We start from the raw sequence: 14,884 nt of genomic DNA on the forward strand, positions 1-14,884 counted from the left end.
TGCGCGGTTTGCTGATTGTGGCGAGTATGTTGGCGGTGGCGGGTTGCGCGAAGCCCGAGAAGAATGCGCGCTACATGGCCGGCCATTTCCGCGCCCAGGCGGACCTGAAGATGGCCGACGGCACCGATGTCGGCAAGGCGATCGCCGAGGAAGTGGACGGCGCGATCCGCGTGATGGTCGAGGTGCACGGCATGACCAAGGGCGTGCACGGCACCCATGTCCACACCGTCGGCAAGTGCGAGGGCCCGGACTTCGCCAGCGCCGGCGGCCACTGGAACCCGACCGGCCACCAGCACGGCAAGGACAATCCGGCCGGCCCGCATGCCGGCGACATGCCCAACCTCTCGGTGGGCGACGACGGCCGCGACCGCACGATCTTCACGCTGCCGGGCGGCACCTATGCATGGCTGCTCGACCAGGACGGCGCCGCGCTGGTCGTCCATGCCAATGCCGACGACTACAAGACCGACCCCTCGGGCAATTCGGGCGGGCGCATCGCCTGCGGCGTCTTCCACGCGATGTGATCGCGCGGACGGGGGAGTAGGGGTGACGTCGGTCCTGTTCGTGTGCCTGGGCAATATCTGTCGCTCGCCGCTCGCCGAGGGCGCGCTGCGGGCCGCGGCGGAAAATGCCGGGCTGGATATCGAAGTGGATTCGGCAGGGACCGGCGGCTGGCATGCCGGCGACCCGCCCGACCGCCGTGCTCAGGCGGCGGCACGGCGGCACGGCACCGACATCTCCGGGCTGCGCGCGCGGCAGGTGCGGCCCGAGGATTTCCGCCGCTTCGATTTCGTCTTCGCGCTCGACCGGCAGAACCTGCGCGACCTCGGGGCGATCGCGCCGGCGGATGCGAGCGCCGAGCTGGGCCTGCTGATGGACCAGGTCGCGGGACGCGAGGGCAGCTCGGTCGCCGATCCCTATTATGGCGAGGACCGGGACTTCGACGTGACCTGGGCGGATGTCAGCGCTGCGGCGGACGCGCTGGTGGCGCGGTTGCGCGATCCGCGCGACGGGCCGCCTCCGGCGTAGCGGAGGCCCGGAAGCTATGGCATGCTGCCTTCCCGAGGGAGGCAGGTTGGCATGGCATATGATGGGGCGATGCTGCTCGCGTCGATCGTCCTCTTCATCCCCATCCTGGCGATTGCGGCGATACTCCATCTGATCCTTCGCAAGCTGCGCTTCGTGCCGGCGGCGCGCGCGGGACTGGCCGGCTATGCGCTGGTGGCGCTGGGTGGCTATGCCCTGCTCTTCCTGGGAAGCGCGCTGAACCTGCTCGTGCTGAAGCCCGCGCATTTGCAGGCGAAATATCTGGGCCGTGCCTATGGCACGCCGCTGGCGCTGCGCAGCTTCGAGCATTCGGGCTTCCAGGACCCGGCGGACGAATGGCACTACCTGCTGGACGAGACGGACCTTGCCGCGCTGAAGCGGAGCTGCATCGTGCAGCCACCCGTCGCAAAGGGACCCGAACCTTGCGTGCTTTATGCCGACAGGGACGAGCGCTGGTTTGCCGAGGTCTGGCTGGAAGGAAGTGAGTTGCGCATGATCGACGGGCTGCACTGATGGCCGTTCCCTCCCGGCGCGGCGTGTTCCTGCTTCTCGCCGCCATGCTCTCCATCCTGTCGGTGGGGGTAGGAGCCTGGTTGTTCTGGCTGTCGGGCGCGCGGCACCTGCTGCTCGTCGGCGGCCTGATGCTGTGCCTGACCGTGCTGACCTGGATCTGGTGGCGCCGCCTGCCGGCGGAGGTGGTCGCGCCGTCGCGGCGGACGTAATGTGGTGTGGCGTCGAAGGGCCGCTTTCGGCTTGCTCGTCATCCCGACGAAAGTCGGGATCTCGTGCAGCTCTTTCCCTGCGCCTTCGCCTGAGATCCCGGCTTTCGCCGGGATGACGGATTTAGCTGCGGCTGCGGAAAGAGGCCGGGGATGACGATTGGGAACGGAAAGGACGCCCCGCCAGCTTGACTTGCGCCGCAAAGACCCGGAATTGCGGGCGCATGGGGGCGGCGGTCTCCCCATGAGGCGTCAGCCAAAGTATCGCGTCCAACTCCAGAAGCGGACGCAATAGCGTGCATCTTCCCCGATATCTCCTTGCTCTGACCCTGTTGCCGGCACCTGCGCTCGCGCAGGATCTCGACGTATCGGGCACCGTCCGCATCCGCTACGAAGCGATCGAGAACCAGCCGCGCGCCGGCTTCAATCGCGACGACGACCTGGTCAATCTGCGCACCACGCTGCTGGCCAAATATGACAGTGGCCCCGTGATCCTGGCGGCCGAGCTCTGGGACAGCCGGGTTTATGGCGGCGATGCGGGGACGCCGGTGACGACCGGGGAAACGAACACGCTCGAGCTCGTCCAGGCCTATGCCTCGGGCGAGGTTTCGCTCGGGCGCGGATCGAAGGCCGTGATCCGGGGCGGGCGCTTCCTGCTGAACATCGGTTCGCGCCGGCTGGTCGCCGCCGACGATTATCGCAACACCACCAATGGCTATACCGGGCTCAACGCCGAGATCACCGCAAGGGGAGGCGTGACGGCGAGCCTGATCTACGTCCTGCCGCAACAGCGCCGGCCCGATAATGCCGCGTCGCTGCGGCACAACGCCGTCGCGCCCGATCGCGAGGGCTTCGACCTGGTGCTGTGGGGCGGCACGCTGGCCAAGGCCCGTGCGTTCGGCCCCCTTCTGCTCGAGGGCAGCTTCTACCATCTGGGCGAACGCGACATGCCGGGCCGGCCGACGCGCGACCGTTCGCTCAATACCTATGGCGGGCGCGTGCTGCGCGATTCCGCTCCGGGGAAGCTCGATGCCGAGATCGAGGCATTCTACCAGTCGGGACGGATCAGCGCCTCGACCGCGGCGAATGCAGTGACGCTTCCGGTGTCCGCCTGGTTCGTCCATGGCGATGCGGGATATACCTTCCGCGCCGGCTGGCGGCCGCGGATCGCCGTCGAATATGACCGCGCCAGCGGCGACCGCCCCGGCAACCGCTATGGCCGCTTCGACACGCTGTTCGGGATGCGCCGCGCCGATCTTGCGCCGTCGGGCCTCTACAACGCGGTCGGCCGCGCCAACATCTCCTCCGCGGGGATGCGCGTGGAGGTGACGCCGTCGAAGCGGCTCGACGGCCTTGTCAGCTATCATGCGCTCTGGCTGGCCGAGCCGAGGGACAGCTTCTCCACCACCGGCGTCCGCGACGCGACCGGCCGGTCCGGGCGTTTCGCGGGGCATCAATGGGACGCAAGGCTGCGCTGGTGGGTCAGGCCTGCCGCGCTGCGCTTCGAGGCGGATGCGGTGGTGCTTGCGAAGGGGCGGTTCCTGGAAGAGGCGCCCAATGCCAATCGCGGCGGCACCACCCTGTACGGCTCGCTGAACCTGACCGCGAGCTTCTAGCCGGCGGTTCCCGCTTCAGCCGCCGAGCGCGCCCAGCCCGCTCGCCATGCCGGGCAGCCACATCCGGTTGGCGAACTGCCAGGTGGCGAGGAGGATGAAGGCGCTTGCCCCCAGCAGCGCCGCCACTGCGCCGATGCGCAGCGCAGGCGCGGCATCGGCGCGCCGGGCGCGGATGAATGCTTCGGCGACGGCGAGGTTGGGCAGATAGAAGGCGAAGTCCATCACCAGATCGAAGCCGCCGCGGAAATCGGGGGTATGGCCAGCGGTGCCGAACAGCAGGAACCAGAAGCCATATTCCATTCGGTAGAGCCAGGAGCCGATCGCCAGCGCGAACAGCCGGATCGCCCAGGCGCGGTGGCGCTCCAGCCGGCGGGCGCGGCCATTGGTGAAGGCGAGCGCGGCGCAGAGCACCATCAGCGCGCCGTACAGGCCGAAGCCGATGTCCATGGCCGGGCCGCCCACCGTGCCCTTGGCCAGGATGAAGCCGAGCCCGCCCAGTCCGGCGATTGCGGCGGCGAGGACATAGAGCCGGCCGAGCCAGCGGTGGAGCGCGGGGATACGGTTGCGGACCGCCGCGATCAGCTGGATGGGGCCGAGCAGCAGCAGGATGCCGCCGGTGACGAAATGCGCGCCGATCGCGATCGTGGCGAAGGGCGTCGCGGCCTCGTGCAGGCGGGGCAGGTTCTCGTTCCAGCGATCGGGCGCGCCGCCCGCCAGCGTGCCGCCATAGAAAGCGAGGATATAGGCGCCGAACAACGCGGCACTCAGCCAGCTCGCCGCGACGAGCAGGATCGCCGTCCCGCGCAGCGCCGTATCGAGCGTGCCGCGGGATGTCCGTTCCGGGATGGCATCCGCCAGTGTCGCCATGCCGCGCCTCCGTCCTGGTCTTTGTCCCGCCCTGTATCGCGCCGCGGCGGCGGGGGACACTGTAAATGGTGCTAGCCTGCGGTTCCAAACCCTTGCCGGCGAGCGCTTTCGCCGTCTTTTCCTGCTTGGCTTTCGCTGTATAAACCATGCCCGGGCGGGGGCCTATGGGGAGCATGGATGGGCAATGCCGACACCGCCTGGCCCGGCCATGGCGGCGAAACCGGGGAGATGCTGCGCGCGCCGGGCTTCGCGGTGCCGGAGCTGGGGCCGATCGCGGGCTGGCCGCGCGAGCTGCGCGTCGCGCTCGACCTGATGCTGGCCTCGCCGCAACGGGCCTTCGTCACCTGGGGCCCGGACTATCTCTTCTTCTACAACGACCTGATCCTCGACGCCTATCGCGACGAGAACAAGCGGATCTTCGGCCGCTCCTATCGCGATAGCTGGCCCAAGGTGTGGGAGGATGTCGGCGCGATCTTCGAGCGGGCCTATGCCGGCGAGCCGGTGCTGCGGCCCGGGCTGCACGTGCAGAGCGTGCGCGGCAGCGGCGAGAAGATCGACATCCGCGTCGACCTGGCGATGACGCCGATCCGCGGCGAGGACGGCAGCGTGCTCGGCATCTTCGGCACCAGCGCCGACCGCACCGAGCATTACGATATCCAGCAGCGCGAGCACGCCGCGATCGAGGCGCTGGAGGAGAAAAGGCGCACGCTGGAGGTGGTCAACCAGGCGGGCGCGGCGATCACTGGCGAGCGCGACAGCGCGCGGGTGGCGCAGACCGCGGTGGACGCGGGCGTGGCGCTGATCGGGGCGAAGTTCGGCGCCTTCTTCTACAACAGCACGGACGAGACCGAGGGCGAGCGCTACATGCTCTATGCCCTGGCCGGGGCGCCGCGATCGGCCTTCGACAAGTTCCCGATGCCGCGGATCACCCGGCTGTTCGAACCGACCTTTGCCGGCACCGGGATCATCCGGGTCGACGACATCACGGTCGATCCGCGCTATGGCCAGAGCGGGCCGTTCCTGGGCATGCCCGAGGGGCATCTGCCGGTGCGCTCCTATCTCGCCGTGCCGGTGCGGACGCCGGCAGGGAACGTGATCGGCGGGCTGCTCTATGGCCATCCCGAGCCCGGCCGGTTCGGCGCGGCGGCCGAGGCCAGCCTGGTGAGCCTGGCGGGGCAGGCGGCGCTGGCGATGGACAATGCCCGGCTGTTCGAGACGGTGGAGCGCGAGCTGGTGCGGCGCTCCCAGGCCGAGGAGGAGCTGCGCGTGCTCAACGAGCGGCTCGAGGCGCGGGTCGCCGAGGCGGTGGCCGAGCGCGAGGCGGCGTTCGCGGCGCTCCACCAGGCGCAGAAGATGGAGACGATCGGCAAGCTGACCGGCGGCGTGGCGCATGACTTCAACAACCTGCTCCAGGTTATCTCGGGCAATCTCCAGCTGCTCGCGCGCGACGTGCAGGGCAGCGACAAGGCCGAGCGGCGGGTGGCGAACGCGCTGGCCGGGGTGCAGCGCGGATCGAAGCTGGCCAGCCAGCTGCTCGCCTTCGGCCGGCGCCAGCCGCTCGAGCCGCGGGTGCTCAATATCGGCAAGTTCCTGGGCGGGATGGACGACATGCTGCGCCGCGCGCTGGGCGAGGCGATCGGGATCGAGGTGATCACCTCCGGAGGGCTGTGGAACTGCCAGGTCGACCCGGCCCAGCTCGAGAATGCGATCCTCAACCTGGCGATCAACGCGCGCGACGCGATGCAGGGGACCGGCAAGCTGACGATCGAGGCGGCCAATGCCTCGCTCGACGACGACTATACCCGCGGCCTGGCTGACGTACCGGCCGGGCAATATGTCATGTTGGCGGTGACCGACACGGGCAGCGGCATCGATCCCGGACTGATCGAGCAGGTGTTCGAGCCCTTTTTCTCGACCAAGCCCGAGGGGCAGGGATCGGGGCTGGGGCTGTCGATGGTCTATGGCTTCGTCAAGCAGTCGGGCGGGCATGTGAAGATCTATTCGGAGATCGGCCACGGCACGACGGTGAAGCTGTACCTGCCGCGGGTGCGCAAGCGCGAGGAGGTGCTGGCCGCCTCGCCCGAGACGGTGGCGATGCGCGGCGGCACCGAGACGATCCTGGTCGCCGAGGACGATCCCGACGTGCAGGCGACGGTGGTCGAGTTGCTCGGCGAGCTCGGCTATACCGTGCTGCGGGCAAACGATGCGCAGAGCGCGCTGAGCGTGATCGAGAGCGGGGTGGCGATCGACCTGCTGTTCACCGACGTGGTGATGCCGGGCACGCTGAAGAGCCCCGAGCTGGCGCGGGTGGCGCGGGCGCGGCTGCCGGAGCTGCGCGTGCTGTTCACCTCGGGCTATACCGAGAATGCGATCGTCCATGACGGGCGGCTCGACGCGGGGGTGGAGCTGCTCTCCAAGCCCTACACGCGCGAGCAGCTGGCGCGGAAGGTGCGCGCGGTGCTGGAGGCGAAGCGGCGGTAGCTCGGGCGGGGCGTCAGCCGTCCAGCCGGTACCGCTCCACCGCCTCGTAGCGCGCGCCCTCGTGGCCGAGGCTGCTTTCGAACAGGTAGAAATGGTCGAGGGTGAAGGCCGGGCTCGCCAGGCCGGCATGCGCCTCGAGGAAGCGGTCGGCGGCTTCGGCGGGGCTGTTCATCCGGGCGAGGGTGATATGGGGGAGATAGGCGCGGCGCTCGGGCTCCTGGCCGGCGCGGACCAGGGCCTGGTCGATCTTGCGGTGGAGCCCGGCAAGCGCCTCGCGCGGGCGGATGCCGGCCCAGACGGTGTGGATCCGGCCGCGCTTGTCGAAGGTGCCGACGCCCTCCACGGCGATCTCGACCGGCGGCCAGTGCACCGCGGAGAGCGCCAGCGCGGCATCCTCGGCGGCGCGCTCGTCGACGTCGCCGATGAAGCGCAGCGTGATGTGGAGCTGCCCGTCGTCCTGCCAGCGCGCGCCGGGGATGCCGCCGCCGAGCGCGAGCAGCTGGGCGCGGATGGGGGCGGGAAGGCGCAGGCCGACGAACAGGCGGATCATACAGAGGGACTAGCCGCCCGGGTTTCGCTTGAAAACACCCCGTATCAGGGCGATATTACACCCATCCGGCAGGTGCCGGGCAAAGGAGTTTTGAAATGGCTGAATGGTCGGACCCCCGGACGGGCGCGCCCTATGTGGCCGGCGCGGGCGCGGAAGCGCGCGACGCGGGGCTCAGGTCGTACATGCTGTCCGTCTACAACTACATGGCCTCGGGCGTGCTGCTGACGGGCGTCGTCGCGCTGCTGTTCGCGATGAGCGGCGCGATCGACACGCTGTACGCGGTGCAGGCGAGCGGACGCGTCGGGCCGACGGCGCTCGGCTGGATCGTGATGCTGGCGCCGCTGGGCATCGTGCTGCTGATGAGCTTCGGCCAGATGCGCCTCTCGACCCCGGCGATGCAGGCGCTCTACTGGGTTTACGCCACCGTGATGGGCATGTCGCTGTCGACGATCTTCCTGATCTATAGCGGCACGTCGATCGCCCAGGTGTTCTTCGCCACGGCGGCGGGCTTCGCCGGCCTGAGCCTGTGGGGCTACACGACCAAGCGCGACCTGTCGGGCTTCGGCACGTTCCTGATCATGGGCGTGGTCGGCCTGATCGTCGCCTCGATCGTCAACCTGTTCCTGAACTCGGGCCCGCTGAGCCTGGCGATCAGCGCGATCGGCGTGCTGCTGTTCGCCGGCCTGACCGCCTATGACACGCAGAAGATCAAGAGCATGTACGCCTATGTCGCCGGCACCGACATGCAGGGCAAGGCCGTGGTGATGGGCGCGCTGACGCTCTATCTCGACTTCATCAACATGTTCCTGTTTCTGCTGCGCCTGTTCGGCAGCCAGCGGAACTAAGTGCTTTTTTGGTGACGCTGCGCTGAGCAGCGGCACCGGCCCGCTCCCCCACCCGGCCACCCATAGAATACTGCCGTTGGGTGGCCGGGTGGGGGAGCGGGCCGGCACCGAAGCCCTTGAAAAACGGCCCGGCGGGGAAACTCGCCGGGCCGTTTTCTTTTGCGCCCCGTTGGTTTCCGGCGCGGGAACGCGAATCGAATTGTGTTCGTTACATCAGGGCAACGCTCAGGAGAGTGACCATGAACGCGAACCCGATCGACCCGGCGCTGGACCGCATGTCGGTGGCACCGGGACCGGATGAAGAGACCAAGCGCACGCCGGCCCAGTCGGCGGACGCCGGCACGGACGAATCCATCGCCGAGCGGCTCTACCGCAATCCGGAAAGCAAGGAGGCGCGGCTCGACCGTGCGCTCGACGAGTCGATGGACGCGTCGGACCCGCCCGCATCGACCCAGCCTGTGCACAGCCACAGCGCCAGCGAGCTTCCCGAAAGCTCGGGCTATGACCCGAAGAAGGAAGCCAGGCTCGCCAAGGGCGGCGAGGAGAAGGGCGTGGTCGGCAGGATCCTGTCGAAGATCGGCCTCGGCTAAGGCTAGTGGCGGCTTCGCCCGCAGCGTCAGGCTGGCGCGCCAACATCGTCATCTATGCGGCGCTGGCCGCAAATCTCGGGATCGCGGTCGCCAAGTTCGTGGCGGCCGCGATTTCCGGTTCTTCCTCGATGCTCACCGAAGGCGTGCACAGCCTGGTCGACACCGGCAACCAGGGGCTGCTGCTCTACGGTCAGTATCGCGGCAGGCGGCCGCCCGACCGCGACCATCCCTTCGGCTATGGCCGCGAGCTCTATTTCTGGGCCTTCATCGTCGCCATCCTGATCTTCGGGCTGGGCGCCGGCGTCTCGGTCTATGAAGGCTGGAAGCACATCGCCGCGCCCGAGGAACTGCGCGACCCGCTGATAAACTATGTCGTGCTCGCCATCGCCTTCGCGCTGGAGGGAACGAGCTGGTGGATCGCGATGCGCGAGTTCGCCAAGCGCAAGGGCGATCTCGGCTGGTGGCAGGCGATCAAGGAATCCAAGGACCCGTCGGGCTTCATCGTGCTGTTCGAGGATTCGGCGGCGCTGGCCGGGCTGGTCGTGGCGGGCGCGGGCGTATGGGCGAGCCATCACTGGGGCGACCCGCGCATAGACGGCTGGGCCTCGATCGTGATCGGGGTGATCCTGGCCGGAGTGGCGATGCTGCTCGCACGCGAATCCAAGGGGCTGCTGATCGGCGAGCGGGCCAACCCGGACATGATCGCGGCGATCCGCGCGCTGCTCGAGGCCGAGCCGTGCATCACCCATGTGAACCATGTCCGCACGATCCACACCGCGCCCGACCGCGTGTTTGTCGCGGTGAGCGCGGACTTTGCCGACGCGCTGCCGATGGGCGAGGCGGAGGCGCTGATCGAACGGCTAGAACACCGGCTGAAGGCGCAGGAGCCCAAGCTCAGCTCTATCTATATCCGGCCCGAGAAGCGCGAGGATGCAGTGGACGCGGTGGCGATGGGGTGAGTTTCTGGCTTCAGGCGTGCTCCCCTCCCTGAAAGGGAGGGGTCGGGGGTGGGTTGCGAGCGTAGCGAGCCCAGCCAACCGTGACGTTGAATAGAGAAAAGGCCGGGCATCGAGCCCGGCCTTTTCTAACCCACCCCTAGCCCCTCCCTCTCAGGGAGGGGAAGTTTCTAAATCCGCCCGCAGTCGTTCGGCGGTCGTTGCCCCGCAAAGCGTGCGTCGAGCCAGTCGAGCGTGACAGCGGCGCTGCCGCGGGTGACGCCGGCATGGCCGCCCGAGGGGAGCGCGACATAGCGCAGCGGCGCGCCGCTGCGGCAGCGCTGGACGGCGAAGCTGCGGGTGACGGCGGGGGCGACCACCGTGTCGTCGCTCGCCTGGGCGATCAGCAGCGGGCCAGGCACGGCGCGCGGGAGGACGCTGTTGGCGCGGGCGATGCCGGCCCAGGGCTCGATCCGGCCCATGTCCTTGCTGCGCAGCGCATTGCGGATGGAAAGGATGCCGAGGATCGTGCCGATCCGCGGGTTCTTGCCAAGCTCGACGCAATTGTTGCGGGCCAGCCGCGTGGCGACGCCGGCATTGGTCTTGTTGAACAGGCTGGAGAGCGGATGATCGAAATGCTGCGACCAGCTATAGGCCGCATAGGCCGCCAGCATCGCGCGGACATTGAGGTCGCTGCCCGAGCGGAGATTGGCCGCGAGATCGGTGGGCGGCGCGGCGGCGGCGGTGCCGACCAGGCGAAGTTCGGGCGCGTAGCGGGCGGCTTCGGTAGCGGTCCACAGCGCGGCATGGCCGCCCTGGGATTCGCCCCAGACCGCGAAGTCGCGGCTGGCACCGGCCTCGGGCAGGGAACGCGCGGCGCGGACCGCGTCGAGCACGGAGCGGGCAGTGTCGGTCCCGACCAGATAGGGATGCGGCATCGGCGAGCCGAGGCCGGGATAGTCCGGCGCGACGACGAGATAGCCGCGCGCGAGCATGTCGCTGAGGGCAGGGGTGGCGTTCCAGAAGTTCGCGCTCAGCGAGGGCGCGCAACGCTCGACCACACCCCAGGTGCCGTGCGTCCAGGCGATCACCCGGCGGGGTGCCGGCGCGCGATCGCGCGGGGCAACGACCATGCCGGTGACCCGGATCGCACGGCCCCGCGCGTCGCTGGACCAATAGGCGATGCGCCAGGACCGGCTCGCCTCGGGCCCGCCAGGTACGGGATCGGCGGAGATCAGCGTGCCGGGCGTCTGGGCCAGCGCGGTGGCGGGCAGGGCGGCGAGGAACAGGATCGCGGACAAGAGGATGCGCAGCATGTCGGGCCTCCTTTGGCCGCAGCGTTATTCCAGATCGGCCGGGCGCCCTCAACCTGCAGGCTCCCGATCCATCGCTTGTGGAACGATCTATTTGCCGGCGCGGGCGCAGCGTGCGCTATCTACTGCGTCGATGGCATGCTATGACCAAGCCATCGCGAGCAGTTCCGACATGTAGGCGCCCGCGGCTGAGAGACTTGTGCGCTCCCGCTTACAAGCTGCGGAGGCACATCATGGATCTCAATTATCTCCTTCACCGCCACCAGATATCGCTGATGCGCGCAGGCGCCGCCGCATCGGTGGAAGCGCGCCATGCCCATGAGGGACTGGCACGCGGCTATGCGAAGCGGATCGCCGGACTGCGCGCGCTGCTGGCTGCGAACCAGCCGATCCTGGCTGCCCAATGAGCGAGGCGAATGCGCCCGCCATGGCCGAGGAGGCGCGTATTCCGGCCAAGCCCTTCCGCAAGCAGTACAACACGGTCCGGCTCGATCCCGAATCCGCCGAGCGGCAGGGCCGCGCGGCGCGCCTGGCCTTCGAGGCGCTGGGCCGGGACGCGGCGACGAGCTTCCTCAACGGACATGATGCGGCGCTGGGCGGGCGACCGCTCGACCTTGCCGTGGCCAGCGCGGAAGGGCTCGCCGCGGTGGAGCAGGCGATTGCCGCACGAAAGGCCGAGGCATGCTGAGCGGGACGGTCTATTTCTACCATGCCTCCGCCGGCTTCGGCGTGATCCGGGCGGACAAGGGCGGCGAGGATGCCTTCGTCCATGAAAGCGCGCTGCGGGTCTGCGGGCTCGATCGCCTCGAGCCGCACCAGCGCGTCACCTATAAGCTGCGCACCGACGCGCGGGGGCAGACCTGCGCGCACGACCTGAAGCTTTGCGGCTGAGCGCCTGGAGCGGGGAACTCGCCCGCGCGCATGTCACGCTGGAGCGCGGGGCGCAGTTCCTGGGGCGGGGACTCGATGCCGGCGCGGCGCGGACGATCGCGGGGCCGTACCGCGCCAAGGTGATCGGCAATGGCCTGCGCGAGCTCGACCGCTTCCTCCAGCTGCTGGTGCTGGCGATCGCGGCGGCGCGGGGGATCGCGCTGCCCGAGCAGGAGCGGCACACTGCCAATCTGGTGGCGCGGCTGCGCGAGACGCTGGGCGTGGCCGACCCGGACCGGGCGCGGCTGCTCGCGCTGGGGCGCACGCGCGATTGCCTGTTCCATTGCGGCGGCTTGGTGCGGCGGGGCGATGCGCGCGGCGGCGCGGTGATGACCATTGGCTGGCACGGCGCCGGCGGCGGCACTTTGCTCCGCGTCGCGGTGGGCGAGCGGCTCGACCCGTCGGCGCGCCAGCTGCTCGACATATGCCTCTATTATCGGGCGCTGGCTGCCGCGTTGCTCAGCGAGGCGGGGCTGGCAGTTCCGCCAGAATCCATTCGCGAAACGCCGCCATTGCCGGGCTCGGGCTGCGCGACTGGAGCCAGGTGAGCCAGTAGCGGCCGGTGCTGACTTCGAGGGCGAAGGGGCGGATGAGCCGGCCTTCGCCGAGATGGCGGGTGAGCATCGCCGGCGGGGCGAGCGCGACGCCGGCGCCCTGGACGGCCGCCTCGGCCATCGCCAGCGAGCTGTCGAACACCGGCCCGCGCAGCGTGGGCGGCGCGATACCGGCCTGGGCGAACCAGCGCGGCCATTCGTCGGCGCGGTAGGAGCGCAGCAAGGGCAGCGCGAGCAGGTCGGCGGGGGTGGCGAGACGCGCGGCGAGTTCGGGCGTGCAGAGCGGGGTGAGCGGCGTCTCGATCAGCGGCACCGCCTCGGTGCCGTGCCAGGCACCGGCGCCGAAGCGGATCGCATAGTCGAGCCCCTCGCCGGCCAGATCGACTCGGTTGTTGTTGGTGAACAGGCGGAGGTCGATGCGCGGGTGCGCGGCGTGGAAGCCGGGCAGGCGCGGCAGCAGCCAGCCGGTGGCGAAAGTGCCGACCGCAGCGACCGAAAGCAATTGCGCGGCGGTGCCGCTGGCGATCCCCTCGACCAGCTCGGCGATGCGATCGAAGCTGTCGCCGAGCGCGGGGAGCAGGGCCAGCCCCTCGTCGGTGAGCGCCAGCCCACGCGGCAGGCGGCGGAACAGCTGCGCGCCGAGCCGCTGCTCGAGGCCCTTCACCTGGTGGCTGATCGCCGCCTGGGTCACGCACAGCTCGATCGCAGCGCGGGTGAAGCTCAGATGCCGCGCCGACGCCTCGAAGGCGCGCAGGGCGTTGAGAGGGAGGTGGGGGCGGACCATCGGGGCGGAAGCATAAGTTCAGCTAATGGCGGGCGCCAGATGGCGTGGCGGGTTTACTGCGCGCGAATATACCTATAGGGGGTATGGGTATATGGCACATCTATCCCATGACAATGCCGCGCTGCTGGCGCGGGTGCGGCGCATCGGCGGGCAAGTCGGCGCGGTCGAGCGGGCGCTGGAGGGCGAGGCGGGTTGCGCCGAGGTGCTCCAGCTGGTCGCTGCCGTGCGCGGTGCGGTGAACGGGCTGCTCGACGCCATCATCGCCGACCATCTCGAGGCGCATGTCGCGGCGCCGGGGCTCAGCGATGCCGAGCGCGCGCAGGGAGCCGAAGAGCTGCTGGCGGTGATCCGCCGCTATTCGAAATAGGATCCCTCATGGCCAGCCTTCCCGAAATCGAAGCTTCCGCGCACGAGCATGTCTTTCTGGGCGCTTCACATGACGACAACGCCCGGCGGACTTTGTGGGTGGTGGCGCTGACCGCGGTGATGATGGTCGGCGAGATCGTCGCCGGTTACTGGACCGGGTCGATGGCGCTGCTCGCCGACGGCTTCCACATGGCGACGCATGCCGGGGCGCTGGCGGTGGCTGCCATCGCCTATTCCTATGCGAAGAAGCATGCGCGCAACGCCGCCTACAGCTTCGGAACCGGCAAGGTGGGTGACCTGGCCGGCTTCGCCTCGGCGATGGTGCTGGGGCTGATCGCGCTGGGGATCGGCGTGGAATCGGTGCTGCGGCTGTTCGAGCCGACGGCGGTGGCGTTCGGCGAGGCGGCGATCGTCGCGGTGCTGGGGCTGGCGGTGAACCTGGTGAGCGCGGCGCTGCTCTCGGGCGGGCATCATCATCACCATCATCACGGGCATGATCATGATCACGGGCATCACCACCATCACGGCCACGACAACAACCTCCGCTCGGCCTATGTCCATGTCCTCGCCGATGCGCTGACTTCGGTGCTGGCGATCGCGGCGCTGCTCGCCGGGCGGTACCTGGGCTGGGGCTGGATGGACCCGGCGATGGGGATCGTCGGCGCGGTGGTGATCGCGCGCTGGTCCTGGACCCTGATGCGCGACACCGCGGCGGTGCTGCTCGACCGGACGGACGCGCATGTCGCCGGGGAGGTCCGCGAACTGCTCGGCGACGTGCGGATACTCGACCTGCATGTCTGGCGGGTCGGGCCCGAGGCGCGGGCGGCGATCGTCAGCGTGGCGGGCATGGATGCCGACACGGTCCGCGCACGGCTGGCGCAGGTGCACGAGCTGGCGCACCTCACCGTGGAGTGCCGGCCCTAATTGGCGGTGGACAGCTTCATCAGCACCAGGCCCGAGACGATCAGCGCGGCGGCGCCGAGGCGCATCAGGCTGGCCTGCTCGCCGAGCACGACGACGCCCACCGCGAAGGCGCCGACCGCGCCGATGCCGGTCCACACCGTATAGGCGGTGCCGAGCGGCAGGCTGCGCATCGACAGCGAGAGCAGGCCGAAGCTGGCGCCCATGGTGACGAGGGTGACGATCGAGGGGACGAGTTTCGTGAAGCCTTCGGACTGCTTCATGAAGAAGGCCCAGACGACTTCGAGCAGACCGGCGATAACGAGAATGAACCACACCATGGCAGCCTCCTTGAACAGAGCTGCCGGGCCGTCCCGGTCTTGAACC

General features: G+C 69.3%; 20 protein-coding genes. 15 read left to right on the plus strand and 5 right to left on the minus strand.

Translation table 11 applies throughout. The features are described 5' to 3' along the window. Nucleotides 1-26 precede the first annotated feature (26 nt). The 5 genes from J2W22_RS17860 to J2W22_RS17880 all read left to right on the plus strand — a co-directional run bounded on the left by J2W22_RS17860 (nucleotide 27) and on the right by J2W22_RS17880 (nucleotide 3,382). Nucleotides 27-524, plus strand: coding sequence for a superoxide dismutase family protein (locus J2W22_RS17860; RefSeq protein ID WP_307120681.1), 498 nt, complete (start codon nucleotides 27-29; stop codon nucleotides 522-524). Nucleotides 525-546: 22 nt separating this feature from the next. Next, the gene (locus J2W22_RS17865; RefSeq protein WP_307119628.1) at nucleotides 547-1,029 is read left to right on the plus strand and encodes a low molecular weight protein-tyrosine-phosphatase; all 483 of its coding nucleotides are present in this window, start codon (nucleotides 547-549) and stop codon (nucleotides 1,027-1,029) included. Nucleotides 1,030-1,080: 51 nt separating this feature from the next. Next, complete coding sequence (locus J2W22_RS17870) at nucleotides 1,081-1,560, plus strand: hypothetical protein (RefSeq protein WP_307119629.1); 480 nt, start codon at nucleotides 1,081-1,083, stop codon at nucleotides 1,558-1,560. Next, the gene (locus tag J2W22_RS17875; RefSeq protein ID WP_307119630.1) at nucleotides 1,560-1,769 is read left to right on the plus strand and encodes a hypothetical protein; all 210 of its coding nucleotides are present in this window, start codon (nucleotides 1,560-1,562) and stop codon (nucleotides 1,767-1,769) included. The genes J2W22_RS17870 and J2W22_RS17875 overlap by 1 nt, the downstream gene beginning before the upstream one ends. Nucleotides 1,770-2,062: 293 nt before the next feature. Continuing rightward, nucleotides 2,063-3,382 carry an alginate export family protein gene (locus J2W22_RS17880; RefSeq protein ID WP_307119631.1) on the plus strand — a complete coding sequence of 440 codons (1,320 nt, stop codon included), beginning with the start codon at nucleotides 2,063-2,065 and terminating at the stop codon, nucleotides 3,380-3,382. Nucleotides 3,383-3,397: 15 nt separating this feature from the next. Here the strand turns inward: J2W22_RS17880 and J2W22_RS17885 are convergent, their stop codons facing one another. Then, nucleotides 3,398-4,249, minus strand: a complete 852-nt coding sequence (locus tag J2W22_RS17885; RefSeq protein WP_307119632.1) for a DUF2306 domain-containing protein — start codon at nucleotides 4,247-4,249, stop codon at nucleotides 3,398-3,400. Nucleotides 4,250-4,426: 177 nt separating this feature from the next. On the opposite strand from J2W22_RS17885, the gene J2W22_RS17890 reads away from it, so the two are divergent. Then, on the plus strand, nucleotides 4,427-6,730 hold the full coding sequence (locus J2W22_RS17890) for an ATP-binding protein (RefSeq protein WP_307119633.1): 2,304 nt from the start codon (nucleotides 4,427-4,429) through the stop codon (nucleotides 6,728-6,730). Between the two features lie 13 nt (nucleotides 6,731-6,743). Here J2W22_RS17890 and thpR read toward each other — a convergent pair whose 3' ends face one another. Continuing rightward, complete coding sequence (gene thpR, locus J2W22_RS17895; protein ID WP_307119634.1) at nucleotides 6,744-7,280, minus strand: RNA 2',3'-cyclic phosphodiesterase; 537 nt, start codon at nucleotides 7,278-7,280, stop codon at nucleotides 6,744-6,746. A 95-nt stretch (nucleotides 7,281-7,375) separates the two neighbouring features. On the opposite strand from thpR, the gene J2W22_RS17900 reads away from it, so the two are divergent. The 3 genes from J2W22_RS17900 (at nucleotide 7,376) to J2W22_RS17910 (ending at nucleotide 9,674) form a co-directional block, all read left to right on the plus strand. Beyond that, nucleotides 7,376-8,125 carry a Bax inhibitor-1/YccA family protein gene (locus J2W22_RS17900; RefSeq protein ID WP_307119635.1) on the plus strand — a complete coding sequence of 250 codons (750 nt, stop codon included), beginning with the start codon at nucleotides 7,376-7,378 and terminating at the stop codon, nucleotides 8,123-8,125. A 239-nt stretch (nucleotides 8,126-8,364) separates the two neighbouring features. Continuing rightward, on the plus strand, nucleotides 8,365-8,715 hold the full coding sequence (locus J2W22_RS17905; RefSeq protein ID WP_307119636.1) for a hypothetical protein: 351 nt from the start codon (nucleotides 8,365-8,367) through the stop codon (nucleotides 8,713-8,715). A gap of 5 nt (nucleotides 8,716-8,720) precedes the next feature. Continuing rightward, on the plus strand, nucleotides 8,721-9,674 hold the full coding sequence (locus J2W22_RS17910) for a cation diffusion facilitator family transporter (protein WP_307119637.1): 954 nt from the start codon (nucleotides 8,721-8,723) through the stop codon (nucleotides 9,672-9,674). A gap of 167 nt (nucleotides 9,675-9,841) precedes the next feature. Here the strand turns inward: J2W22_RS17910 and J2W22_RS17915 are convergent, their stop codons facing one another. Then, nucleotides 9,842-10,966: an alpha/beta fold hydrolase gene (locus J2W22_RS17915; RefSeq protein WP_307119638.1), complete on the minus strand. Its 1,125-nt coding sequence runs from the start codon at nucleotides 10,964-10,966 to the stop codon at nucleotides 9,842-9,844. Between the two features lie 230 nt (nucleotides 10,967-11,196). Here J2W22_RS17915 and J2W22_RS17920 point away from each other — a divergent pair, with 230 nt between their 5' ends. The 4 genes from J2W22_RS17920 to J2W22_RS17935 are packed head-to-tail and all read left to right on the plus strand — an operon-like array spanning nucleotide 11,197 to nucleotide 12,441. Continuing rightward, on the plus strand, nucleotides 11,197-11,370 hold the full coding sequence (locus J2W22_RS17920) for a hypothetical protein (protein WP_307119639.1): 174 nt from the start codon (nucleotides 11,197-11,199) through the stop codon (nucleotides 11,368-11,370). Further along, complete coding sequence (locus J2W22_RS17925; protein WP_307119640.1) at nucleotides 11,367-11,651, plus strand: antitoxin Xre/MbcA/ParS toxin-binding domain-containing protein; 285 nt, start codon at nucleotides 11,367-11,369, stop codon at nucleotides 11,649-11,651. The genes J2W22_RS17920 and J2W22_RS17925 overlap by 4 nt, the downstream gene beginning before the upstream one ends. Beyond that, entirely contained in the window at nucleotides 11,645-11,854 is a 210-nt protein-coding gene (locus J2W22_RS17930; protein ID WP_307119641.1) for a cold-shock protein, read from the plus strand. Before J2W22_RS17925 ends, J2W22_RS17930 begins: the two co-directional genes overlap by 7 nt. After that, nucleotides 11,845-12,441 (plus strand): hypothetical protein, encoded by a 597-nt coding sequence (locus tag J2W22_RS17935; protein WP_307119642.1) that lies wholly within the window; start codon nucleotides 11,845-11,847, stop codon nucleotides 12,439-12,441. Before J2W22_RS17930 ends, J2W22_RS17935 begins: the two co-directional genes overlap by 10 nt. Here the strand turns inward: J2W22_RS17935 and J2W22_RS17940 are convergent. After that, a complete protein-coding gene (locus J2W22_RS17940) occupies nucleotides 12,353-13,231 on the minus strand; it encodes a LysR family transcriptional regulator (RefSeq protein ID WP_307119643.1) in 879 nt (292 codons plus the stop codon). The two genes, J2W22_RS17935 and J2W22_RS17940, sit on opposite strands and share 89 nt — an antisense overlap. 91 nt (nucleotides 13,232-13,322) lie before the next feature. On the opposite strand from J2W22_RS17940, the gene J2W22_RS17945 reads away from it, so the two are divergent. Both J2W22_RS17945 and dmeF read left to right on the plus strand, forming a co-directional pair. Further along, nucleotides 13,323-13,598 carry a metal/formaldehyde-sensitive transcriptional repressor gene (locus J2W22_RS17945; RefSeq protein WP_307119644.1) on the plus strand — a complete coding sequence of 92 codons (276 nt, stop codon included), beginning with the start codon at nucleotides 13,323-13,325 and terminating at the stop codon, nucleotides 13,596-13,598. Nucleotides 13,599-13,606: 8 nt separating this feature from the next. After that, on the plus strand, nucleotides 13,607-14,521 hold the full coding sequence (gene dmeF / locus J2W22_RS17950) for a CDF family Co(II)/Ni(II) efflux transporter DmeF (RefSeq protein ID WP_307119645.1): 915 nt from the start codon (nucleotides 13,607-13,609) through the stop codon (nucleotides 14,519-14,521). On the opposite strand, the gene sugE is transcribed toward dmeF, so the two are convergent. Next, the gene (gene sugE / locus J2W22_RS17955) at nucleotides 14,518-14,838 is read right to left on the minus strand and encodes a quaternary ammonium compound efflux SMR transporter SugE (protein ID WP_307119646.1); all 321 of its coding nucleotides are present in this window, start codon (nucleotides 14,836-14,838) and stop codon (nucleotides 14,518-14,520) included. The two genes, dmeF and sugE, sit on opposite strands and share 4 nt — an antisense overlap. Between the last annotated feature and the right edge of the window lie 46 nt (nucleotides 14,839-14,884).

This window comes from Sphingomonas kyeonggiensis (assembly GCF_030812785.1).
In the GTDB taxonomy this organism is placed as follows: Bacteria; Pseudomonadota; Alphaproteobacteria; order Sphingomonadales; family Sphingomonadaceae; genus Sphingomonas; species Sphingomonas kyeonggiensis_B.

Coding starts and splice junctions, on each gene's coding strand:
- J2W22_RS17860 (WP_307120681.1), top strand. CDS start 27: ATGTTGGCGGTGGCGGGTTGCGCGAAGCCCGAGAAGAATGCGCGCTAC.
- J2W22_RS17870 (WP_307119629.1), top strand. CDS start 1,081: ATGGCATATGATGGGGCGATGCTGCTCGCGTCGATCGTCCTCTTCATC.
- J2W22_RS17875 (WP_307119630.1), top strand. CDS start 1,560: ATGGCCGTTCCCTCCCGGCGCGGCGTGTTCCTGCTTCTCGCCGCCATG.
- J2W22_RS17885 (WP_307119632.1), bottom strand. CDS start 4,249: ATGGCGACACTGGCGGATGCCATCCCGGAACGGACATCCCGCGGCACG.
- J2W22_RS17890 (WP_307119633.1), top strand. CDS start 4,427: ATGGGCAATGCCGACACCGCCTGGCCCGGCCATGGCGGCGAAACCGGG.
- thpR (WP_307119634.1), bottom strand. CDS start 7,280: ATGATCCGCCTGTTCGTCGGCCTGCGCCTTCCCGCCCCCATCCGCGCC.
- J2W22_RS17900 (WP_307119635.1), top strand. CDS start 7,376: ATGGCTGAATGGTCGGACCCCCGGACGGGCGCGCCCTATGTGGCCGGC.
- J2W22_RS17905 (WP_307119636.1), top strand. CDS start 8,365: ATGAACGCGAACCCGATCGACCCGGCGCTGGACCGCATGTCGGTGGCA.
- J2W22_RS17915 (WP_307119638.1), bottom strand. CDS start 10,966: ATGCTGCGCATCCTCTTGTCCGCGATCCTGTTCCTCGCCGCCCTGCCC.
- J2W22_RS17920 (WP_307119639.1), top strand. CDS start 11,197: ATGGATCTCAATTATCTCCTTCACCGCCACCAGATATCGCTGATGCGC.
- J2W22_RS17925 (WP_307119640.1), top strand. CDS start 11,367: ATGAGCGAGGCGAATGCGCCCGCCATGGCCGAGGAGGCGCGTATTCCG.
- J2W22_RS17930 (WP_307119641.1), top strand. CDS start 11,645: ATGCTGAGCGGGACGGTCTATTTCTACCATGCCTCCGCCGGCTTCGGC.
- J2W22_RS17940 (WP_307119643.1), bottom strand. CDS start 13,231: ATGGTCCGCCCCCACCTCCCTCTCAACGCCCTGCGCGCCTTCGAGGCG.
- J2W22_RS17945 (WP_307119644.1), top strand. CDS start 13,323: ATGGCACATCTATCCCATGACAATGCCGCGCTGCTGGCGCGGGTGCGG.
- dmeF (WP_307119645.1), top strand. CDS start 13,607: ATGGCCAGCCTTCCCGAAATCGAAGCTTCCGCGCACGAGCATGTCTTT.
- sugE (WP_307119646.1), bottom strand. CDS start 14,838: ATGGTGTGGTTCATTCTCGTTATCGCCGGTCTGCTCGAAGTCGTCTGG.